The 18781-nt window shown below is 74.3% G+C and carries 17 protein-coding genes; 3 read left to right on the top strand and 14 right to left on the bottom strand.

The window, feature by feature from the left end; genetic code table 11:
- Positions 1-58: 58 nt before the first annotated feature.
- Entirely contained in the window at positions 59-1795 is a 1737-nt protein-coding gene (gene treZ, locus K1X13_RS08300; protein WP_221024451.1) for a malto-oligosyltrehalose trehalohydrolase, read from the bottom strand.
- A 41-nt stretch (positions 1796-1836) separates the two neighbouring features.
- On the bottom strand, positions 1837-4191 hold the full coding sequence (treY, locus tag K1X13_RS08295) for a malto-oligosyltrehalose synthase (protein ID WP_308249456.1): 2355 nt from the start codon (positions 4189-4191) through the stop codon (positions 1837-1839).
- 104 nt (positions 4192-4295) lie between these two features.
- On the opposite strand from treY, the gene K1X13_RS08290 reads away from it, so the two are divergent.
- Positions 4296-4739 (top strand): SRPBCC family protein, encoded by a 444-nt coding sequence (locus K1X13_RS08290; protein WP_221024450.1) that lies wholly within the window; start codon positions 4296-4298, stop codon positions 4737-4739.
- A gap of 49 nt (positions 4740-4788) precedes the next feature.
- Here the strand turns inward: K1X13_RS08290 and K1X13_RS08285 are convergent, their stop codons facing one another.
- From K1X13_RS08285 to K1X13_RS08275, 3 genes are all read right to left on the bottom strand, one after another.
- Positions 4789-5409, bottom strand: coding sequence for an MBL fold metallo-hydrolase (locus K1X13_RS08285; protein WP_221024449.1), 621 nt, complete (start codon positions 5407-5409; stop codon positions 4789-4791).
- A complete protein-coding gene (locus tag K1X13_RS08280; protein WP_221024448.1) occupies positions 5409-6494 on the bottom strand; it encodes an S-(hydroxymethyl)mycothiol dehydrogenase in 1086 nt (361 codons plus the stop codon). Before K1X13_RS08280 ends, K1X13_RS08285 begins: the two co-directional genes overlap by 1 nt.
- A 227-nt stretch (positions 6495-6721) precedes the next feature.
- Positions 6722-7675 (bottom strand): sodium:calcium antiporter, encoded by a 954-nt coding sequence (locus K1X13_RS08275; RefSeq protein WP_221024447.1) that lies wholly within the window; start codon positions 7673-7675, stop codon positions 6722-6724.
- Positions 7676-7803: 128 nt separating this feature from the next.
- Between K1X13_RS08275 and K1X13_RS08270 the strand changes: the two genes are divergently transcribed.
- Both K1X13_RS08270 and K1X13_RS08265 read left to right on the top strand, forming a co-directional pair.
- Positions 7804-8340 (top strand): SigE family RNA polymerase sigma factor, encoded by a 537-nt coding sequence (locus K1X13_RS08270; RefSeq protein ID WP_221024655.1) that lies wholly within the window; start codon positions 7804-7806, stop codon positions 8338-8340.
- Positions 8337-9578, top strand: coding sequence for a hypothetical protein (locus tag K1X13_RS08265; protein ID WP_221024446.1), 1242 nt, complete (start codon positions 8337-8339; stop codon positions 9576-9578). Before K1X13_RS08270 ends, K1X13_RS08265 begins: the two co-directional genes overlap by 4 nt.
- 34 nt (positions 9579-9612) lie before the next feature.
- Here K1X13_RS08265 and tsaD read toward each other — a convergent pair whose 3' ends face one another.
- The 9 genes from tsaD to glmS all read right to left on the bottom strand — a co-directional run bounded on the left by tsaD (position 9613) and on the right by glmS (position 18772).
- Positions 9613-10665, bottom strand: a complete 1053-nt coding sequence (gene tsaD / locus K1X13_RS08260; protein ID WP_221024445.1) for a tRNA (adenosine(37)-N6)-threonylcarbamoyltransferase complex transferase subunit TsaD — start codon at positions 10663-10665, stop codon at positions 9613-9615.
- Between the two features lie 4 nt (positions 10666-10669).
- Complete coding sequence (gene rimI / locus K1X13_RS08255; RefSeq protein WP_221024444.1) at positions 10670-11116, bottom strand: ribosomal protein S18-alanine N-acetyltransferase; 447 nt, start codon at positions 11114-11116, stop codon at positions 10670-10672.
- Entirely contained in the window at positions 11113-11751 is a 639-nt protein-coding gene (tsaB, locus tag K1X13_RS08250; protein ID WP_221024443.1) for a tRNA (adenosine(37)-N6)-threonylcarbamoyltransferase complex dimerization subunit type 1 TsaB, read from the bottom strand. The genes rimI and tsaB overlap by 4 nt, the downstream gene beginning before the upstream one ends.
- 9 nt (positions 11752-11760) lie before the next feature.
- On the bottom strand, positions 11761-12780 hold the full coding sequence (gene tsaE, locus K1X13_RS08245; protein WP_221024442.1) for a tRNA (adenosine(37)-N6)-threonylcarbamoyltransferase complex ATPase subunit type 1 TsaE: 1020 nt from the start codon (positions 12778-12780) through the stop codon (positions 11761-11763).
- Complete coding sequence (locus K1X13_RS08240; protein ID WP_221024441.1) at positions 12777-13868, bottom strand: alpha/beta fold hydrolase; 1092 nt, start codon at positions 13866-13868, stop codon at positions 12777-12779. The genes tsaE and K1X13_RS08240 overlap by 4 nt, the downstream gene beginning before the upstream one ends.
- The gene (alr, locus tag K1X13_RS08235; RefSeq protein WP_221024440.1) at positions 13865-15064 is read right to left on the bottom strand and encodes an alanine racemase; all 1200 of its coding nucleotides are present in this window, start codon (positions 15062-15064) and stop codon (positions 13865-13867) included. The genes K1X13_RS08240 and alr overlap by 4 nt, the downstream gene beginning before the upstream one ends.
- A 30-nt stretch (positions 15065-15094) precedes the next feature.
- Positions 15095-16489: a bifunctional ADP-dependent NAD(P)H-hydrate dehydratase/NAD(P)H-hydrate epimerase gene (locus K1X13_RS08230; RefSeq protein WP_221024439.1), complete on the bottom strand. Its 1395-nt coding sequence runs from the start codon at positions 16487-16489 to the stop codon at positions 15095-15097.
- Positions 16490-16563: 74 nt separating this feature from the next.
- The gene (locus K1X13_RS08225; RefSeq protein ID WP_221024438.1) at positions 16564-16914 is read right to left on the bottom strand and encodes a holo-ACP synthase; all 351 of its coding nucleotides are present in this window, start codon (positions 16912-16914) and stop codon (positions 16564-16566) included.
- A gap of 13 nt (positions 16915-16927) precedes the next feature.
- Complete coding sequence (glmS, locus tag K1X13_RS08220) at positions 16928-18772, bottom strand: glutamine--fructose-6-phosphate transaminase (isomerizing) (protein ID WP_221024437.1); 1845 nt, start codon at positions 18770-18772, stop codon at positions 16928-16930.
- Positions 18773-18781: the final 9 nt, after the last annotated feature.

Raw genomic sequence — 18781 nt, 5'->3', positions numbered from 1 at the left:
CTCCCAGCAGGGGCCAAGCGTGACGGGCGAACCGCGCGGACGGGGCGGAGGTGCCGGTTCACGGGCCGACGATGACGGCCGACTGCGGCGGCACCTCGACCGCGCCGTCGGCCGCGGTCACGCCGGGCTCCCAGCTCAGCAGGACCCGGCCGTCGGCCGGAGCGGTGCGCGGCTCGTCGGACAGGTTCACCACGACCCGGTGCTCCCCGCGCACGACCAGGAGCAGGCCGCGCTCGTGGTCGTGGTGGGGCTGCACGAGGTCGAGCCGCCCGTCGTGCAGGTCCGGCAGGTCGCGGCGGAGCCGGATCAGGTCGCGGTACCAACGCAGCAGCCGCGCGTGCGGCTCGTGCCCGGGCTCGGCCCAGTCCAGCTTGGAGTCCTCGAAGGTCTGGGCGCTCTGGGGGTCGGGGACCTCCTCGCGCTCCCAGCCGTGGGAGGCGAACTCGGCCCTGCGGCCCTGCCGGACGGCCTCGCCGAGCGCGGGGTCGGTGTGGTCGGTGAAGTACTGCCAGGGCGTCCGGGCTCCCCACTCCTCGCCCATGAACAGCATCGGCGTCCACGGTGCGGTGAGGAGCAGCGCGGCGCCGCAGGCGAGCAGCCCGGCGGGCAGGGTCGCGGAGAGCCGGTCGCCGACCGCGCGGTTGCCGACCTGGTCGTGGGTCTGCAGCGACGCCACGAACCGCCAGCCCGGAACGGTGCCGGGGTCGACCGGGCGGCCGTGCACGCGGCCGCGGAACGACGACCAGGTGCCGTCGTGGAAGAACGGCGACCGCATCGCCTTGCCCAGCGCCTCGGGGGCTGTGAAGTCCCCGTAGTACCCCTGGGTCTCCCCGGTCAGCGCGACGTGCAGCGCGTGGTGCACGTCGTCGGCCCACTGCCCGTGCAGGCCGAGCCCGCCGACCGCGTGGCCGCGGCCGCGCGGGGTGACCGTACGGGGGTCGTTGCGGTCCGACTCGGCGATCAGCGTCAGCGGCCGGCCGAGCCGCGCGGCGAGCGCGTCGACCTCGCGGGACATCTCCTCGAGCAGGTGGGTGGCGCGGTCGTCGTGCAGCTCGTGGACCGCGTCGAGCCGGAGCGCGTCGACGTGGAAGGCGTCCAGCCACTGCGCCACGTTGTCGAGCACCCAGCGCCGTACCGGGTCGCTCTGCGGGGCGTCGAGGTTGAGCGCCTGGCCCCACGGGGTGCTGTGCTTGTCGGTCAGGTAGGGCCCGAACTCCCCCAGGTAGTTCCCGTCGGGGCCGAGGTGGTTGTAGACCACGTCGAGACAGACCCCGAGCCCGCGGGAGTGCGCCGCGTCGACGAACCGCTGCAGCGCCTGCGGGCCGCCGTACGCCTCGTGCACGGCGTAGGGCGCGACCCCGTCGTACCCCCAGCCGCGCGTGCCGGGGAACGGCGCGAGCGGGAGCAGCTCGACCAGCGTGACGCCGAGGTCGGCCAGGTGGCCGAGCCGGGCGATCGCGGCGTCGAGGGTGCCCTCGGGGGTGAACGTGCCGACGTGCAGCTCGTAGACGACCGCGCCCTCGAGCGGGGTCCCGGCCCAGCCGCCGTCGGTCCAGCGGAACTCGGTCGGGTCGTACAGCTGCGACCAGCCGTGCGGCCCGTCGGGGAGCCGCAGCCCCCGCGGGTCGGGGCGCGGGTCGCCGCCGTCGAGGGAGAACGCGTACGACGTCCCGGCGGGCACGTCGAGCGCGAGGTGCCAGTGTCCGTCCTCCCCGCGCGTCATGGCCTTCGGTCCGTCGGCCAGCAGCAGGTCCACCTGGTCGGCGTGGGGCGCCCACACCATGAAGTCGTGCATTCGTCCTCCCCTGGGTCGGTCTCGTGCCGTGCCGGGCCCGGTCACCGGACGACGAGCAGGGCGACCGGGAACCGCTCGAACACCTCGGCGCAGGCGACCTCGCCGCCGCCCAGGACCCGGCCGGTGAGCTCGTCTCGCCAGGTGCCCTCGGGCAGCGTCACCGTGTGGTCGGCCCAGCCACCGGCGTCCGCGAGCCTGCGCGGCAGGCGGGTGACCACGCCGACCACCCGGTCGCCGCGCACGACGCCGAGCGCGTGCTCGGTCGAGGCGGCCAGCGGCGCGTACGTGCCCTTCTCGCCGAAGGCGTCGGACAGCTCGCGACGGACCCGGAGGGCGCGCGAGGTGACCAGCAGCTTCTCGTCGTCCAAAGAGGCGGGGGCCTCCTGCGCGAGGCGGGCGAGCCTGGCCTCCCGGTCCTCGTAGTCGACAGGCCGCCGGTTGTCGGGGTCGACCAGCGAGAGGTCGACGACCTCGGTGCCCTGGTAGGTGTCGGGGGTGCCCGGCAGCAGCAGCTGGAGCAGCTTCTGGCCCAGCACCGCGGCGCGGATCCCCGGCAGGTTCTCGCGGACGGCGGACGCGACCGCCTCGTGCAGGTCGCCGTCGGCCACGGCGGAGTCGGCGAAGGCCTGGACGCGCGTCTCGTACTCCTCGTTCACGGCGAGCCAGCCGGTGTGCCGCTTGGCCTCGCGCATCGCCTTGGTCAGGTAGCCGTGCAGGCGCTCGCGGGAGATCGGCCCGACCCCGACGAGGGTCTGCCACAGCAGGTGCGCGGTGGGCCGGTCCACCCCCGCCGCGTCCGCGGCCGTGGCGAAGGCGCGCGAGCACGCCCGCCAGGAGGCCGTGTCCTCGGCGACCGCGAGCAGCCGGGCGCGGACGTCCTCGCTGCGCTTGGTGTCGTGCGTGGACAGCGTGGTCATCCCGCGCGGCCAGTCGCGCTGCTGCCGGGCGGCCCAGTCGTGCAGGACCGCGGGGTCGGCGTGCTCGACGACCGCCGGGTCGCCGCCGACCTCGTTCAGCGCGACCAGCCGGTGCCAGCGGTAGAAGGTGGTGTCCTCGATCCCCTTGGCCATCACCGGTCCCCAGGTCTGCTGGAGCCGTACGGCGAAGTCGACCGCCCACACGTCCGCAGGGTCCTCGGCCTTGGCCAGGTCGAGGAGGTGCTCGAGCTCGACACGCAGGTCGGGGCGGGCGTCCACGGCGAGGTCGAAGGCGTGCCGGAGCCGCTCGAGCGCCAGCGGGGTGAGCCGCTGGTCGGGGCGGATGTAGGCGCGGTAGACCTCGCTGGCTACGAGCATCTCGACGACGGCGTCCTCGAGCCGGTCCGCGTCGAGGTCGGGCAGCGCCTCGCGGGCGCGGCGGGTCAGCCGCTGCACCTCGGGGCCGAGCAGCTCGTCGACGACGGTGCGCTTGGCACGCTCCACCGCGTGCTCGAGGTCGAGGCCGCCACCGGCCTCGGTCCAGGTCTCGTCGAGCGTGGGCAGCGCGTGCGGGTCGACGAGCGCCGCGGTGAGGACCCGCATCGCGTCGTACCCGGTGGTGCCGTCGCAGGCCCAGCTGGTGGGCAGCGTCTCCTCGCCCTCGAGGATCTTCTCCACCCAGATGCCGGTGCCGGGCCGGGTGACCTCGCGCAGCCGCTGCAGGTAGCCCTCGGGGTCGGCGAGGCCGTCGGGGTGGTCGATCCGGAAGCCCTCGATCACGTCGCGGTGGTTGAGGTCGACCAGCAGCCGGTGGGTGGCGTCGAAGACGTCGGGCAGCTCGACCCGGACCGCGATCAGCTCGGTGACGTCGAAGAAGCGCCGGTAGTTGAGCATCGCGTCGCTGTCGCGCCAGTGCGCGAGCGTGTAGTGCTGGCGCGACAGCACCTCGGCGACGTCGTCGCCCTCGGTGCCCAGCGCGACGGGCAGCACGTGCTCGTAGTAGCGGACCACGGGGGCACCGTCGTGCTCGCCGAGCGTGATCTCCCCGGCGTCGAGCGCCTCCTGCAGGGTGCCGCCGAGGATCGGCAGGCCGAGCCGGCCGCCGCCGGCCTTCCAGTCGATGTCGAACCAGTGCGCGGTGGCGGCGTCGCGGCCGTCGCGCAGCACCTGCCACAGCGGCGCGTTCACGTGCTCGGGGGCGACGAAGGCCATGTGGTTGGGGACCACGTCGACGACGAGGCCCATCCCGTGCTCCCGCGCGGTCCCGGCGAGGTCGAGGAGCCCCTGCTCGCCACCGAGCTCGTCACTGACCCGGGTGTGGTCGATGACGTCGTACCCGTGCTGCGACCCGGCCACGGCCTGGAGGATCGGCGACAGGTAGAGATGGGTGACCCCGAGCGAGGCGAGGTAGGGGACACGGGCGCGGGCGTCGGCGAAGGTGAAGCCGGCGTGGAGCTGGAGACGGTAGGTGGCGGTCACCGTCAGACACTTCCCTCCTGGCCCGTTTTCAACCTCGTGAGCCGACCCTAGCCGCCCGCTCACGCGGCGGGAGTGACCAACCACACCGTGGGTACCGTCGAACCATGACCACCCTGGTGCGCACCGTCGTCGTCGCCAAACCCCTCGACCGGGTCTTCGACTACCTCAGCGACTTCACCACGACCACCGAGTGGGACCCCGGCACGGTGCGGACCGAGCGCGTCTCCGGCGACGGCGGCGTGGGCACGGAGTACCACAACACCTCGAGGTTCGCCGGGCGCGAGACCGAGCTGACGTACGTCGTCGAGAAGCTCGTCCCCGGCGAGGTGTTCGCGCTGCGCGGGGAGAACAAGACCGTCGTCGCCCACGACACGATGCGGTTCCGCGACACCGGCAGCGGCACCGAGGTCACCTACACCGCCGACTTCGCGTTCAAGGGCCTGCTCGGGACGCTGTCCCCGGTGCTCGGGGTGGTCATGGCCCCGGCGTTCAAGAAGCTCGGCGACGAGGCGGAGAAGGGGATGCGGGACGCCCTCGAGCGTCTCTGACCCCCTCCCCCGCCCGCACGTGGACGGGGCCGGGCCCGGCCCGGGGCGGCTAGGCCCCGAGCGCCTCCCGCTCCGCACCGACCGTGGTGTCGTCGCCGTGCCCGGTGTGCACGACCGTGTCGGCCGGCAGCGCGAACAGCCGCGCACGGATCGACGCGACGATCTTGTCGTAGTCGCTGAAGGACCGTCCGGTCGCGCCCGGACCGCCCTGGAACAGGGTGTCCCCGGTGAACACGCAGCCGAGGTCGGGCGCGTGGAAGCAGACCGCCCCGGGTGCGTGGCCGGGCGTGTGGAGCACGGTCAGCCGGGTCCCGGCCACCTCGACCTCCTGGCCGTCGGCGAGGTCGGCGTCCCACAGCTCGGCCGGGTGGGTCAGCTCCCACACCGGCTTGTCGTCGGGGTGCAGCAGGATCGGCGCGCCGGTCTGCTCACGAAGCCTCGGCGCGACCCGGACGTGGTCGTCGTGCGCGTGCGTGCACAGGATCGCCCTGACCCGCCGGCCGCCGACGAGGTCGAGGATCGGTGCCACGTCGTGCGGCGCGTCGATCACCACGCACTCCTCGTCGTCGCCGACCACCCAGACGTTGTTGTCGACGTCGAAGGTCTGCCCGTCGAGGCTGAACGTCCCCGACGTCGTCGTGTGGTCCACGCGGACCCCGGTCCCGGCCATCAGAGCACCACCACCGAGCGGAGCACGTCGCCGTGGTGCATCCGCTCGAACGCGGCCTCCACGTCGTCGAGGCCGACCTTCTCGGTGACGAAGGCGTCGAGGTCGAGCCTGCCCTGCTGGTACAGGTCGACGAGCATCGGGAAGTCACGGCTGGGCAGGCAGTCGCCGTACCAGCTCGACTTGAGCGAGCCGCCGCGGCCGAAGACGTCGATCAGCGGGAGGTCGGGGACCTTCATGTCCGGGGTGGGCACGCCGACCAGGACGACGGTCCCGGCCAGGTCGCGGGCGTAGAAGGCCTGCTTCCAGGTCTCGGGCCGGCCGACCGCGTCGATCACGACGTCGGCCCCGAAGCCGCCGGTGAGCGCCTGGATCGCCTCGACCGGGTCCTGCTCCTTGCTGTTCACGGTGTGCGTGGCGCCCATGCCCCGCGCCCACTCGAGCTTCTGGTCGTCGATGTCGACGGCGATGATCGTGCCGGCCCCCGCGAGGCGGGACCCGGCCACGGCGGCCGCGCCCACCCCGCCGCAGCCGATCACCGCGACGGACTTCCCGCGGCCGACGTTGCCGGTGTTGATCGCGGCGCCCAGACCGGCCATCACGCCGCAGCCGAGCAGGCCGACGGCCTCCGGCGCGGCCTCCGGGTCGACCTTCGTGCACTGCCCGGAGTGCACCAGGGTCTTCTCCGCGAAGGCGCCGATGCCGAGCGCCGGGGAGAGCTCGGTGCCGTCCTCGAGGGTCATCTTCTGGGTGGCGTTGTGCGTGGCGAAGCAGTACCACGGCTCACCGCGGTCACACGCCCGGCAGGTGCCGCAGACCGCACGCCAGTTGAGGACCACGAAGTCACCGGGCACGACGTTCTCGACGCCCTCGCCCACGGCCTCGACCACACCGGCGGCCTCGTGCCCGAGGAGGAACGGGAACTCGTCGTTGATGCCGCCCTCGCGGTAGTGCAGGTCGGTGTGGCACACCCCGCAGGCCTGGACCCGGACCACGGCCTCACCGGGTCCGGGGTCGGGGACGTTGATCGTCTCGACGGTGACCGGTGCGCCCTTGCTCTTGGCGACCACGGCACGGACCTGCTGCATGGAGACCCTCCTGAGTTGCGTAGGGAAGTCGGCGGGAACCCGCCCTCGCCACCCTAGCCACCGGCCAGAACCAACCAAGCGGCTCCGCCGGGCGTCTCTCCAGCAGGAGGCGGGCGCAGCGGCGGACGCCGAGGCGAGACGGGGCAGGCCAGGCGCCCAGGTCGAGGGGAACCCCGCCTCCGCGCCGTTCCACCTGCCCGTGCAGCCGTGACCCGGCGGCGGGTGGCTCAGCCGGCGAAGAGCCACCCGGCGGCGAGCACGTACGAGGCGACCAGCGCGACGCCGAGTGCACGGGGGAACCACCCGGTACGGCGCCCGGCGAGCAGGACGAGCGGCAGCACCGCCGTCGCCAGGGCGACCGTGGTCACCGGGGACCCCCTGCCGATCGCCAGCGGGTCGACCCAGGCGGCGAGCCCGAGCGAGACGGTGGCGTTGTAGGCGACGGAACCGACCGCACCTGCCAGGGCGATCTCGGTGAGCCCGCGCCGATGGGCGGCCAGGACCAGCGCGACCATCTCGGCGCTCGTCGCCAGCGCGAGGACGGTGAGCCCGACCACGGACTCGGTCACGCCGAACGCGTCCACGAGACCCTCCGCGCCGCGGACTGCGAAGAAGCCGCCGGCCACCATGCCGAGCAGGCCGAGCAGCACGACGAGCAGGGCCCGGGACGGCTCCTCCGCCTCGGCCTCGCCGGCCTCCTCGGCGAGCTCGGCCAGCTCCCCCAGCAGCGGCGGCTCCTGCTCCCGGCGCCAGACCCAGACCACCCCGGCGACGTACGACGCCAGCAGCACCGTGGCCTCGAGCCGGCCGAGCACCCCGTTCCACAGGAACAGCACGGCCAGCGCTCCCGCGACGGACGCCGCCGCGGCGTACTCCACCACCCGCCGGCCCACGGGCAGCCGGGTGACCAGCGCCGCCAGGCCCACGGTGAGCGTGAGGATCACGAGGTTCGCGCCGATGGCATCGCCCGCGGCCAGCGCGGGGTGCCCCTGCCCGGCGGCGAGCATCGCGGTGACCGCCTCCTCCGGCTCGGCGCCGGCCAGCAGGATGCCGAGCGCGAGCACACTGACGCCGAGGCGCGAGGAGGCGGCCGTCACGTGCTCGGCGAACGCCTCGGCGCCGGCGGTCAGCAGCACGGCGCCCAGGACCAGCGCGAGCACGGCGAGCAGGGTGGGGAGCATGGCCCCCATCCTCCCGTCCGGTGGCTCGTGCAACCAATCGGCGCGGTTCCGCGTCTTGGTCGCAGGAAACCGGAGAGGATGGTGAGCAGCAGATGGAATGCCTAGTCGAGACGGGGGTCGTGACGCGCATGGACCGGGCCACGACGTCCACCCGCGACGCGGAGTTCGAGGAGTACATGGCCGCGCGCCAGCCGAGCCTGCTGCGGACGGCGTACCTCCTCACCGGTGACCGGCACAGTGCCGAGGACCTCGTGCAGACCTCGCTCGCCAAGCTCTACCTTTCGTGGGACAAGGTGCAGAAGCGCGAGCTGCTCGACGGCTACGTCCGCCGGATCATGGTCAACGAGAACAACTCGCTGTGGCGCCGGGCGTGGAAGCGCAAGGAGGTCACCACCGACGAGCTGCCCGAGCAGGCCCACGTGACCGACCGGCACGACCACGGTGAGCGGTCGGCGCTGTGGGACTTCGTGCAGACCCTGCCCCGCAAGCAGCGCGCGGTGATCGTGCTCCGCTACTACGAGGACCTCACCGAGGCCGAGGTCGCCGACATCCTCGGCATCTCGGTGGGCACCGTGAAGTCGCAGGCCAGCCGTGCGCTGGCGTCGATGCGGCAGCGCGTGCACACGCAGCCGATGCTCGCCCGGGACGGGGAGGAGGAACGATGAACGACTTCGACGAGAGAGACCTGCTGACGCGCGAGCTGCGCGACCGCTCCCAGGACGTGGGCGGCCACCCGCTCGGCCTCGACCACGTCCGCACCCGGGCCCGCAGAATCCAGCGCCGCCGCAACGCGGTCGCCGGCACCGTGGCCGCGGTGGTGCTCGCCGTCGCGGTCCCCACCGCGCTCTCGGTGACCGACGCGACCAGGAACGGCGCTCCGCCCCCGGCGGACCAGCCGACCCCCTCGGTCACCGAGACACCGACGCCCGGGCCCGACGGGACCTTCCCGCTCAGCATCAAGGACCTGCCGCGCGGCGCGGAGCCCGGGGTGAGCTACGTGCTCAACGCCGAGAAGACGCTGGTCACGCCGGACGGGCCGGTGGACCTGCCGGAGGCGTACTCCCAGATCACGCCGTACCTCGACGGCTGGCTGGCGCTCGCCGGCGGGGAGAACGGTTACGAGAACGTCTTCCTCGACGCCGACATGGACGTCGAGCGGACCACGCTCGGCGGGGCGGGCATCGTCCCCAACGCGGACGGCACCCGCGTCCTCTACTCCGAGCGCGACTTCAACGTCGCCGGCCGCACCGTCGTGGTCGACGCGCCGAGCGAGCCCGGCTACGAGCGGGAGCCGATCAGCTGGGACGCGCCACGAGGCAGCACGGTCGCACCGGTCGGCTTCGCCGGCGAGGACACCGTCGCCTTCTCGACCGAGGACGGCGAGCTGTTCCTCGGGGTGGACGACGCCGACCCGCACACCGTCCCGCTCCAGGGGTTCCTGGGGATCTCGGCCGCCTCCGAGGCGAACGGCCTGGTCGCCGGCATGGTCTCCTACGACGACATGGAGGGCGCGGGCTGCTACGGGGTGCTGGACCCCGCCGTCAGCACGACCGACACGGTGTGGGACACCTGCGACTACGCGCTGTTCGAGTTCAGCCCCGACGGCAGGTTCGTCATCGCGGGCCCCCCGCAGTTCGACGGGTACGGCCCCTCGGGCCTCGCGGTCCTCGACGCCGCGAGCGGCGACCCGGTCGTGGAGTTCAGCCCCTCCGCGAAGCGCACGGTCACCGCGGTCAGCAACGCCGTCTGGGAGGACTCGGACACGGTCCTGGCGCTCGTCGTGGAGGGCGACGAGACGCGGATGGTGCGCGCGGAGCTCGACGGCCGGCTCGAGGCGGTCACCGACACCTACTCGATCGGGATGAACCTGCCGCTCTGGTTCGCGGACCGCCCGCGCTCCTGAGCCCGGCCGCGGCTGTCGCCCAGGGTTCTGCCGGTCACACCACCACGGTGGTGACCGGCAGGCTCGAGTCGGCGGGCAGGTCGAGCGCCGAGGGCCGGCGGCCGCGGGCCACCAGCTCGGAGCCGAGCGCGGCGACCATCGCGCCGTTGTCGGTGCACAGCCCCGGACGCGGCACCCGGACCCGGATCCCCTTCGCGGCGGCGCGCTCCTCGGCGAGCACCCGGAGCCGGGAGTTCGCCGCGACGCCGCCCCCGATGAGGATGTCGTCGATGCCGTGGCGGACCGCGGCGTCGACCGCCTTGCGGGTGAGCACGTCGCAGACCGCCTCCTGGAACGACGCGGCGACGTCGGCCACCGGCACCGGCTCGCCGGACCGCTCGCGGGCCTCCACCCAGCGCGCGACGGCGGTCTTCAGGCCGGAGAAGGAGAAGTCGAAGCGGTGCCGCTCCAGGTCGCGGCCGGAGGTGAGACCGCGCGGGAAGTCGATGGCGACGCTGCTGCCCGACCGGGCCGCCCGGTCGACGTGCGGGCCGCCGGGGAACGGCAGCCCGAGCAGCCGGGCGACCTTGTCGAAGGCCTCCCCCGCCGCGTCGTCGATGGTCGCGCCGAGCGGCTCGACGCCGGTGGTCACGTCGGAGACCTTCAGCAGCGAGGAGTGCCCGCCGCTGACCAGCATCGCCACGCACGGCTCCGGCAGCGGCCCGTGCTCGAGCTGGTCGACCGCGACGTGCGAGGCCAGGTGGTTGACGCCGTACAGCGGCTTGCCGAGGCCGAGCGCGAGCGCCTTCGCCGCCGCCACCCCGACGAGCAGGGCGCCCGCGAGACCGGGGCCGCTGGTCACGGCGACCGCGTCGACCTCGTACAGCTTGATCCCGGCGGTCTCGCAGGCCCGCTCGATCGTGGGCACCATCGCCTCGAGGTGCGCCCGGGAGGCGACCTCGGGGACGACGCCGCCGAAGCGGGCGTGCTCCTCCACGCTCGAGGCCACCGCGTCGGCGAGCAGGGTGTGCCCGCGCACGATCCCCACACCGGTCTCGTCGCACGAGGTCTCGATGCCGAGCACCAGCGGTCCGTCGGTCACTGCCATGTCCTCATTCTCTCCCGCCGAGCCGCAGCTGCATCACCGCGGCGTCGGTGCCGTCCTTGTAGTAGCGCGGGCGCCGGCCGATCTCCGCGAACCCCTCGCGGGCGTAGAACGCGCGCGCCCCGTCGTTGGCCGCGCTGACCTCGAGCAGCATCCGCTCGGCGCCGGCCTCCGCCGCCCGGTCGCGTACGGCGGCCAGCAGCCGTGATGCGAGCCCCTCCCGGCGCCGTGCGGGGTGCACCGCGATCCGCAGCAGGTCCACGACCTCCCCGCCGCGCGCGGTGCAGGCGTAGCCGAGCAGGGTGTCGCCCTCGACCGCGACGACGGCCTCCCGGTCCTCACCGGCGAGCTCGCCGACCACGACGGGCAGCGGCCAGGCGTCGACCCCGAACAGGTCCCGCTCGAGCGCGGCGACGCCGGCCGCGTCCCGCGAGGTGGCGTCGCGCAGGATCACGAGACCCGCTTGGGCTTGTGCGGCTCGGCGATGTCGGGACGGCGCAGGTACAGCGGCTCGGGGTCGAGCAGCTCCGCGCGCTCGTCGGCGACCACTCGCGCGAGCACCGCGGCGCTCGGGTGCTCGGGGCCGCGGGCGTCGGGGAACGCGTCGGGGTAGAGCAGCGCGCCGCGCCCCACGACCGGGCCGTCGGTCGCGACGGTGGCGGGCTTGACCACCTCGGGCCCGTCGAGCCGGCGGCCCTCGGCGTCGTACGACGCCCAGTAGACCTCCTTGCGGCGGGCGTCGGTGGCCACGTGGAACGGGCCGGCCACCGTGCCGTCGTCGACCGCGGCCGCGGCGAGCACGTCGAGCGTGCACACGCCGTACACCGGGATCTCGAGCACCGAGGCGAGCGTGCGTGCGGTGACCAGGCCGACCCGGAGCCCGGTGAACGGTCCGGGGCCGACGCCCACCGCGAGCGCGGTCAGGTCCTGGCGGACGAGGCCGGCCTCGTCGAGGACCGCCGCGATCTCGGGCGCGAGCAGCTCACCGTGGCGCATGGCGTCGACCATGGTCCGCTCGGCTACGACCCGCTCCCCGTCGAACAGCGCGACGGTGACGGCGGGGGTGGCGGTGTCGAAGGCGAGAAGCACGGGACGAGGTTACGCGAGCGCCTCACGCAGCCCCGAACCGATCCAGCGGGCGCCGACCGGCGTGAACCGGACGTGCCGGGGGTCGACGTCGTCGGCGTGGTCGCCGTCCCCGGGAGGTACGTCGTCGCCGCGGGCGCGGGTGAGGGAGACCTCGAGGCGGGTGTCCGCCAGACCCTCCGCGATCCCCTCTCCCCACTCGACCACGGTGACCGCCTCGTCGAGGGAGGTGTCGAGGTCGAGGTCGTCGAGCTCGTCGATGCCGCCGAGCCGGTAGGCGTCGACGTGGACCAGCGCGGGGCCGCCGACCAGCGACGGGTGCACCCGGGCGATCACGAAGGTGGGCGAGGTGACCCCGCCGCGGACCTGCAGCCCCTCGCCGAGGCCCTGGGTGAACGTGGTCTTGCCGGCCCCGAGGTCCCCGGTCAGGATCAGCAGGTCACCGGCGCGCAGCAACGTGGCCAGCCGTGCCCCGAGGGCGCGGGCCTCCTCGGCGGTGGTGGCCTCCTTCTCCACGGGCAGCGCCTTCGCCATGGTCACCGTGGTGCCCTCCCGGGACAGCTGGTCGTAGCCGAGGTGGCGCCAGAACCGGAGCGTCCCCGGCAGCTCGGTGCGCGCGGCGAGCCGGAGCCCGGCGTACCCGCGCTCCCGGGCCACCCGCTCGGCGGTGCCGACGAGCGCGCCGGCCACGCCCATCCGCTGGGCGTCGGGGTGCACCGCGACCCGGCGCAGGCCGAGCAGGTCGCCGCCGGTCTCGAGGAGCAGCGCCCCGACGGGCCGCCCACCGGCCTCCGCGAGCAGCCCGCCGTGGTCGGTGAGGACGCGGGCGACGCTCTCCTCGGTCTCGTCGGTGGCGGTCGAGGGCGGGTCGAGCGGGGTGCGGGCGCCGAAGCCGGCGTGGATCACCGACACCACCTCGGCGGCGCGCCCGGCGCCGACCTCGTGCACGGCGACGGCCCCGCTGACGAGGGAGCCGGCGTCCGCGTCGGGTCCGCCGACGCGCTCGTCGTACCGCTCGGTCCGTCCGGTCATGCCGACTGCGAGCCGGGCTGGTGGGCGTCGGCCGCGGCGACCATCCGCTCCAGGGCGGAGCTGACCTGGTCCGCGCGCTCCATGAGCGCCATGTGCCCGGCGTCGAGCACCTCGACGAGCTGGGCGCCGCGGATCCGCTCGGCCATCTTGCGGCTGTGCCCGATCGAGGTGATCACGTCGTCGGTGCCGCACACGATCACGGTCGCCACCTTCTCGAAGGCGTGCAGCACCGAGAACTTGTCGTGCAGGTCGAAGTTCGGGAAGAACTCCGCGAGCACCTCGAAGGGGGTCTGCGCGAGCATCTCGTCGACGAACTCGACGTAGGACGCGGGCACCTCGGTGCCGAACGCGAACTTGCCGGTGACCAGGAAGCCGACGTCGGAGCCGGTACGGCGGGCGCCGTCCACGAGCCCGGGCGCCCGCGCGAGCAGGGCCATGGCGCGCGGGGTGATCTGGCGCATGATCCGGTCGGGCAGCAGCGGGTGGAGCACCTTGTGGGTGCGCAGCCCGCCCGCGGCGGTGGAGATCAGGCCGACCCCGACGACCCGCTCGCCGAACAGCTCGGGCTCCTGCTCCGCCAGCGCCATGACCGTCATCCCGCCCATGGAGTGGCCCACGAGCACGACCGGGCCGTCGGGGACGAGCTCGTCGAGCACCGTCTTCAGGTCCCGGCCGAGCTGCTCGATCGTGGCGTGGTGCTTCGTGGAGCGGCCGGAGCGGCCGTGCGAGCGCTGGTCGTAGAAGACCATCCGCCGGCGGCCGCGGAAGTGGGCGCGCTGGAAGTGCCAGCAGTCCAGGTTGAGCGCGTAGCCGTGCACGAAGACCAGCGTCGGCTCGACGGAGGCACCCGGCGCACCGCCGGCGACGTCCGGGTCGACCTCGTCCACCTCGGCGTGCAGCCGGACCCCGTCCTCGGTCTCGACGACGACGGGGTCGGAGCGCAGCGCGCCGAAGTCGTCGCCCTCCTCGCCGGTGCGGCGGCGGCCGACGAGCTTGCGCTCCGCGACCGCGCCGGCCACCGCGGCGGCGGCCACCGTGCCGACGGCGGCGGCGCCGAGGGCGGCCAGCCGGCGCCTGCGCGAGCTCATGTGCCCTCCCCGTACGAGCCGACGAGGCCGGTGGGGGTCTCGGGGCTGTCGGGCTTGCCGACGTACCTGCGCTGCATGCGTCCTCCGATGCGGGTGACGATCTCGTAGCTGATGGTGCCGCAGGCCTCGGCCCAGTCCTGCGCGGTCGGCTCTCCCGCGTCGCCGGGCCCGAACAGCACCACCGGGTCGCCGGCCTGCGCGTCGGAGTCCCCGAGGTCGAGCACGAACTGGTCCATGCAGACCCGGCCGGCGATGGTCCGCCGACGGCCGGCCGCGAGCACCTCGGCGCGGGAGGACGCGTGCCGGGGCACCCCGTCGCCGTACCCGGCCGGGACCACGCCGAGCGTGGTGTCGTGCGCGGTCACGTAGCTGTGCCCGTAGGACACGCCGGATCCGGCACGGACCTCCTTGACCATCGCGAACCGGCCCTGCACGGTCATCGCCGGGACCAGGCCGAGCTCGGCCGACGTGCTGACCTCGGGGACCGGGGAGAGCCCGTACAGCGCGATGCCGCACCGGACCAGGTCGAACCGGGCCGAGGGCCGGGTGAGCGCGCCGGCGGAGTTGCACAGGTGCCGCACCTCGGGGGTGAGGCCGGACCGCTCGGCGAGCTCGACGGCCCAGCGGAAGACGGCCTCCTGCGCGGCGTTGGCGGGATGGTCGGGCTCGTCGCTGCAGGCGAAGTGGGACCAGACCCCGGTGACGGTGACCTCGCCGGAGCGCTCGGCCTCGACGGCGGCGAGCACCAGGTCCGGCCAGTCCTGCTCGGTGGAGCCGCCGCGGGACAGGCCGGTGTCGACCTTGAGCTGGACCCGGGCGGGCGTGCCCAGCTCCCGGGCGGCGTCGCGGATCTCGTCGAGCTCGGCGACGGAGTAGGCCGTGACGTCGACCGCCGCCGCGACCGCGGGCCGGTAGTCCTCGCCGGGCACCGCGAGCCAGGTCAGCACCCGGCCGGTGTCGCCGGCGGCGCGCAGCGCGAGGGCCTCCTCCATGACCGCGACCCCGAGCCACTCGGCACCGGCCTCCCGGGCGGCCCGGGCGACCTCGGTCATCCCGTGGCCGTAGCCGTCGGCCTTGACCACGGCCATCAGCGCGCGGCCGCCCACGGCGTCGCGCAGCGTGGCGACGTTGTGCCGGACCGCGTCGAGGTCGACCACGATCTCGGCGCGCGGTGGAGACGGGGCAGGGGTGCTCATGACGGGGTACATCCTCCCACCGTCGCGGCGTCAGACGTGGGAAGGGGCGAGCAGCGCCCGGCACACGGTCGGCACCGCGGCCGCGACGTCGGGTGCGGTCACCGGTCCGCCGGCCCCGGCGGTCGCCGCGGCGGCGCCGTGGAGCCACGACCCGACGGCCCCCGCGTCGAACGGCGTCAGGCCGGCCGCGAGCAGCGCCCCGCACAGCCCGGCGAGCACGTCCCCGGACCCGGCGGTCGCGAGCCAGGGCGGCGCCACCGTGGTGACCGCGACCCGCCCGCCGGGCTCGGCTACCAGCGTGTGCCGGCCCTTGAGGAGTACGACGGCCGCGAACCGTTCCGCGGCGGCGCGCGCGTGCCGGAGCGGGGCGGCCTCGACCTCGGCGCGGTCCACGCCGAGCATCCGGGCCAGCTCACCGGCGTGCGGGGTGAGCAGCGCCGGCACGTCGAGCGGGCCGTCCACCGCGGCGAGGCCGTCGGCGTCCACCACGAGCGGGACCCCGTCCGCGCGGGAGCGCGCGAGGGCCTTCGCCGCGTCGGCGCCTCCGCCGGACCCGACCACCCACGCCTGGACCTGCCCGGCGCCGACCACGACCTCCGGGTGGCAGGCGTGGACCAGGGCGTCGGCTCCCCCGTCGTACCGGACCATCCCGACCAGCCCGGTGGAGGCGCCGGACACGCAGAGCACCCCGGCGCCCGGGTACTGCGCCGACCCGGCGCGGACGCCGACCACGCCGCGGGTGTACTTGTGGCCCGCGGCGTCGGGGACGGGCAGCAGCGCCGCGACGTCGGAGGCCTGGAGCGCGAGGACCGGGGCGGGCGGCAGGTCGAGGCCGATGTCGACGAGGTGGACCGCCCCGCACGCGCGGGCGGCGGGGTCGACGAGGTGTGCGATCTTGTGGGTGCCGAAGGTGACGGTGACCGCGGCCTCGACGTGCGGGCCGGCGACCTCGCCGGTGTCGACGTCCACCCCTGAGGGCACGTCGACCGCGACGACCGGGACGCCGCGCAGGTGCTCGACGACGGCGACGGCGTCGGGACGCAGGCCGCCCTGGCCTCCGATCCCGACGATCCCGTCGACGACCACGTCGGGCAGGTGCGCGCCCGCGACGTCAGCGACCACGCGGCCGCCCTCCGCGAGCAGCGCGGCCAGGCCGCGGCGGTGCACCGTGTCCCCGCCGAGCAGGAGCGCCTCCACGCCCGCGCCGCGGCGGGCGAGCGCCGCGCCGGCGTACAGCGCGTCGCCGCCGTTGTCGCCGGAGCCGACGAGCAGCAGGACCCGGCGGCCGTAGCCGCCGCCGAGGAAGTCGAGGACCGCGAAGGCCAGGCCGGAGGCCGCGCGCCGCATGAGCGTGCCCTCGGGAAGGGCGTCGAGGAGGAGTCCCTCGGCGGCTCGGACCTGCTCGACGGTGTGCGCGTTCCGCATCAGCCCACCCTAGACCGGGTCGTCCGTACCAGCGTGCGCCATGGCGCGCGCTCCTCCGGACGACCGGGACCCGGTCAGTCCTCCAGGACGACGACGGCGGAGGCGATCCCGGCGTCGTGCGACAGCGAGACGTGCACGCTGCGCACCCCGAGCTGCTCGGCCCGGGCCAGCACGGTGCCGCGGATGTCGAACTGCGGGTCCCCGGTGGCCTCGCTGACGATCTCGGCGTCGAGCCAGTGCATGCCGACGGGGGCGCCGAGCGCCTTGGCGAGCGCCTCCTTCGCCGCGAACCGGGCGGCCAGCGAGGCGAGGGGCCGGGACCGCTCCTGCTCGGTGAACAGCCGCTCGCGCAGCGCCGGCGTGCGCTGCATCGTCTCGTCGAACCGGCCGATGTCGACCACGTCGATGCCGACGCCGAGGATCACGGTGCGGTCCCCGCTACTCGACCGTGACGGACTTGGCGAGGTTGCGCGGCTGGTCCACGTCGAGCCCCTTGTGCGCGGCCAGCTCGAGCGCGAACAGCTGCAGCGGGATGACGGACAGCAGCGGCTGCAGCAGGGTGGGGACCCTCGGCAGCCGGATGAGCACGTCGGCGTACGGCTCGACCACCGCGTCGCCCTCCTCGGCCAGCACGATCGTGCGTGCGCCGCGGGCCCGGACCTCCTGGATCCCGCTGATCATCTTGTCGTGCAGGAAGTCGCGCCCGCGCGGGGGCACCACGCAGAACACCGGCAGCTGGTCCTCGACCAGGGCGATCGGGCCGTGCTTGAGCTCGCCGGCCGCGAACCCCTCGGCGTGGATGTAGGCGAGCTCCTTGAGCTTCAGCGCCCCCTCGAGCGCGACCGGGTAGCCCACGTGGCGGCCCAGGAACAGCACCGAGCGGGAGTCGGCGAGCCGGCGGGCGAGCCCGTAGATCTCCTCGGCCCGGTCGAGCACCTGCTGGATCTTGTCGGGGACGTGCTGGATCTGGTCGACCACCTGGGCGATCTCGTCGCCGTACCGGGTGCCGCGGACCTGCGCCAGGTAGAGCCCGAGCAGGTAGCAGGCGACGAGCTGGGTGGTGAAGCCCTTCGTCGAGGCGACCCCGATCTCCGGGCCGGCGTGGGTGTAGATCACCGCGTCGGACTCGCGCGGGATCGTGGAGCCGTTGGTGTTGCAGATCGCGAGCACCTTGGCGCGCTGCTCGCGGGCGTGCCGGATCGCCATCAGCGTGTCGGCGGTCTCGCCGGACTGGCTGATCGCCACCACCAGGGTGGACCGGGTCAGGATCGGGTCGCGGTAGCGGAACTCCGAAGCGAGCTCCACCTCGCAGGCGATCCGGGTCCAGTGCTCGATCGCGTACTTCGCGACCATGCCGGCGTAGAACGAGGTGCCGCTCGCGATCACGATGATCTTGTCGACCTCACGCAGCTCCTCCTCGCTGATCCGGATCTCGTCGAGCTGGAGGGCGCCGTTCTCGTCGTGGCGGCCGAGCAGGGTGTCGGCGACGGCGCGCGGCTGCTCGAAGATCTCCTTGCGCATGAACCAGTCGTAGCCGTCCTTCTCCGCCGCGGAGAGGTCCCAGTCGACGTGGTACGGCGTCGCGTCCGCCGGCGCGCCGTGGAAGTCGGTGACCTCGACGCCCTCGCGGGTGATCGTGACGACCTGGTCCTGGCCGAGCTCGAGGGCTTCGCGCGTGTGCTCGATGAACGCGGCCACGTCGGAGGCGAGGAAGTTCTCGCCGTCGCCGACGCCCACGACGAGCGGGGAGTTGCGGCGGGCGGCGACGACCCGGTCGGGGTCCTCCCCGTCCACGGCGACGAGGGTGAACGCGCCCTCGAGGCGGCGGCACACGCGCTGCATGCCCTCGGTGAGGTTCACCCCGCCGGCCAGCTCGACCTCGAGCAGGTGGGAGGCCACCTCGGTGTCGGTCTCGGAGAGCAGGTCGTGCCCTGCGTCCTCGAGCTCGGCGCGGAGCAGGGCGAAGTTCTCGATGATCCCGTTGTGCACCAGGGCGACCCGACGGCGCTGGCCGAGGTGCGGGTGCGCGTTGCGGTCGTTGGGGGCGCCGTGGGTGGCCCAGCGGGTGTGCCCGATGCCGGTCGTGGCCTCCGGGAGGGGGTTGTCGGCGAGCGCCTTGTCGAGGTTGGCCAGCTTCCCGGCCCGCTTGTCCGAGGCGATGCTGCCGGCATGGACCAAGGCGATTCCGGCCGAGTCGTAGCCGCGGTACTCGAGGCGCCGGAGCCCCTCGACCACGACGCCCTGCGCCTGCTTCGGTCCCACGTATCCCACGATTCCGCACATGGGCCACAC

It is taken from the genome of Nocardioides jiangsuensis (genome assembly GCF_019679455.1).
GTDB classification, from domain to species: Bacteria; Actinomycetota; Actinomycetes; order Propionibacteriales; family Nocardioidaceae; genus Nocardioides_C; species Nocardioides_C jiangsuensis.
The sequence above is the reverse complement of the archived record's forward strand: the minus strand, read 5'-3'. Positions and strand labels throughout refer to the sequence as shown.

Coding starts and splice junctions, on each gene's coding strand:
- treZ (WP_221024451.1), bottom strand. CDS start 1,795: ATGCACGACTTCATGGTGTGGGCGCCCCACGCCGACCAGGTGGACCTG.
- K1X13_RS08290 (WP_221024450.1), top strand. CDS start 4,296: ATGACCACCCTGGTGCGCACCGTCGTCGTCGCCAAACCCCTCGACCGG.
- K1X13_RS08285 (WP_221024449.1), bottom strand. CDS start 5,409: ATGGCCGGGACCGGGGTCCGCGTGGACCACACGACGACGTCGGGGACG.
- K1X13_RS08280 (WP_221024448.1), bottom strand. CDS start 6,494: ATGCAGCAGGTCCGTGCCGTGGTCGCCAAGAGCAAGGGCGCACCGGTC.
- K1X13_RS08275 (WP_221024447.1), bottom strand. CDS start 7,675: ATGCTCCCCACCCTGCTCGCCGTGCTCGCGCTGGTCCTGGGCGCCGTG.
- K1X13_RS08270 (WP_221024655.1), top strand. CDS start 7,804: ATGGACCGGGCCACGACGTCCACCCGCGACGCGGAGTTCGAGGAGTAC.
- K1X13_RS08265 (WP_221024446.1), top strand. CDS start 8,337: ATGAACGACTTCGACGAGAGAGACCTGCTGACGCGCGAGCTGCGCGAC.
- tsaD (WP_221024445.1), bottom strand. CDS start 10,665: ATGGCAGTGACCGACGGACCGCTGGTGCTCGGCATCGAGACCTCGTGC.
- tsaE (WP_221024442.1), bottom strand. CDS start 12,780: ATGACCGGACGGACCGAGCGGTACGACGAGCGCGTCGGCGGACCCGAC.
- K1X13_RS08240 (WP_221024441.1), bottom strand. CDS start 13,868: ATGAGCTCGCGCAGGCGCCGGCTGGCCGCCCTCGGCGCCGCCGCCGTC.
- alr (WP_221024440.1), bottom strand. CDS start 15,064: ATGAGCACCCCTGCCCCGTCTCCACCGCGCGCCGAGATCGTGGTCGAC.
- K1X13_RS08230 (WP_221024439.1), bottom strand. CDS start 16,489: ATGCGGAACGCGCACACCGTCGAGCAGGTCCGAGCCGCCGAGGGACTC.
- glmS (WP_221024437.1), bottom strand. CDS start 18,772: ATGTGCGGAATCGTGGGATACGTGGGACCGAAGCAGGCGCAGGGCGTC.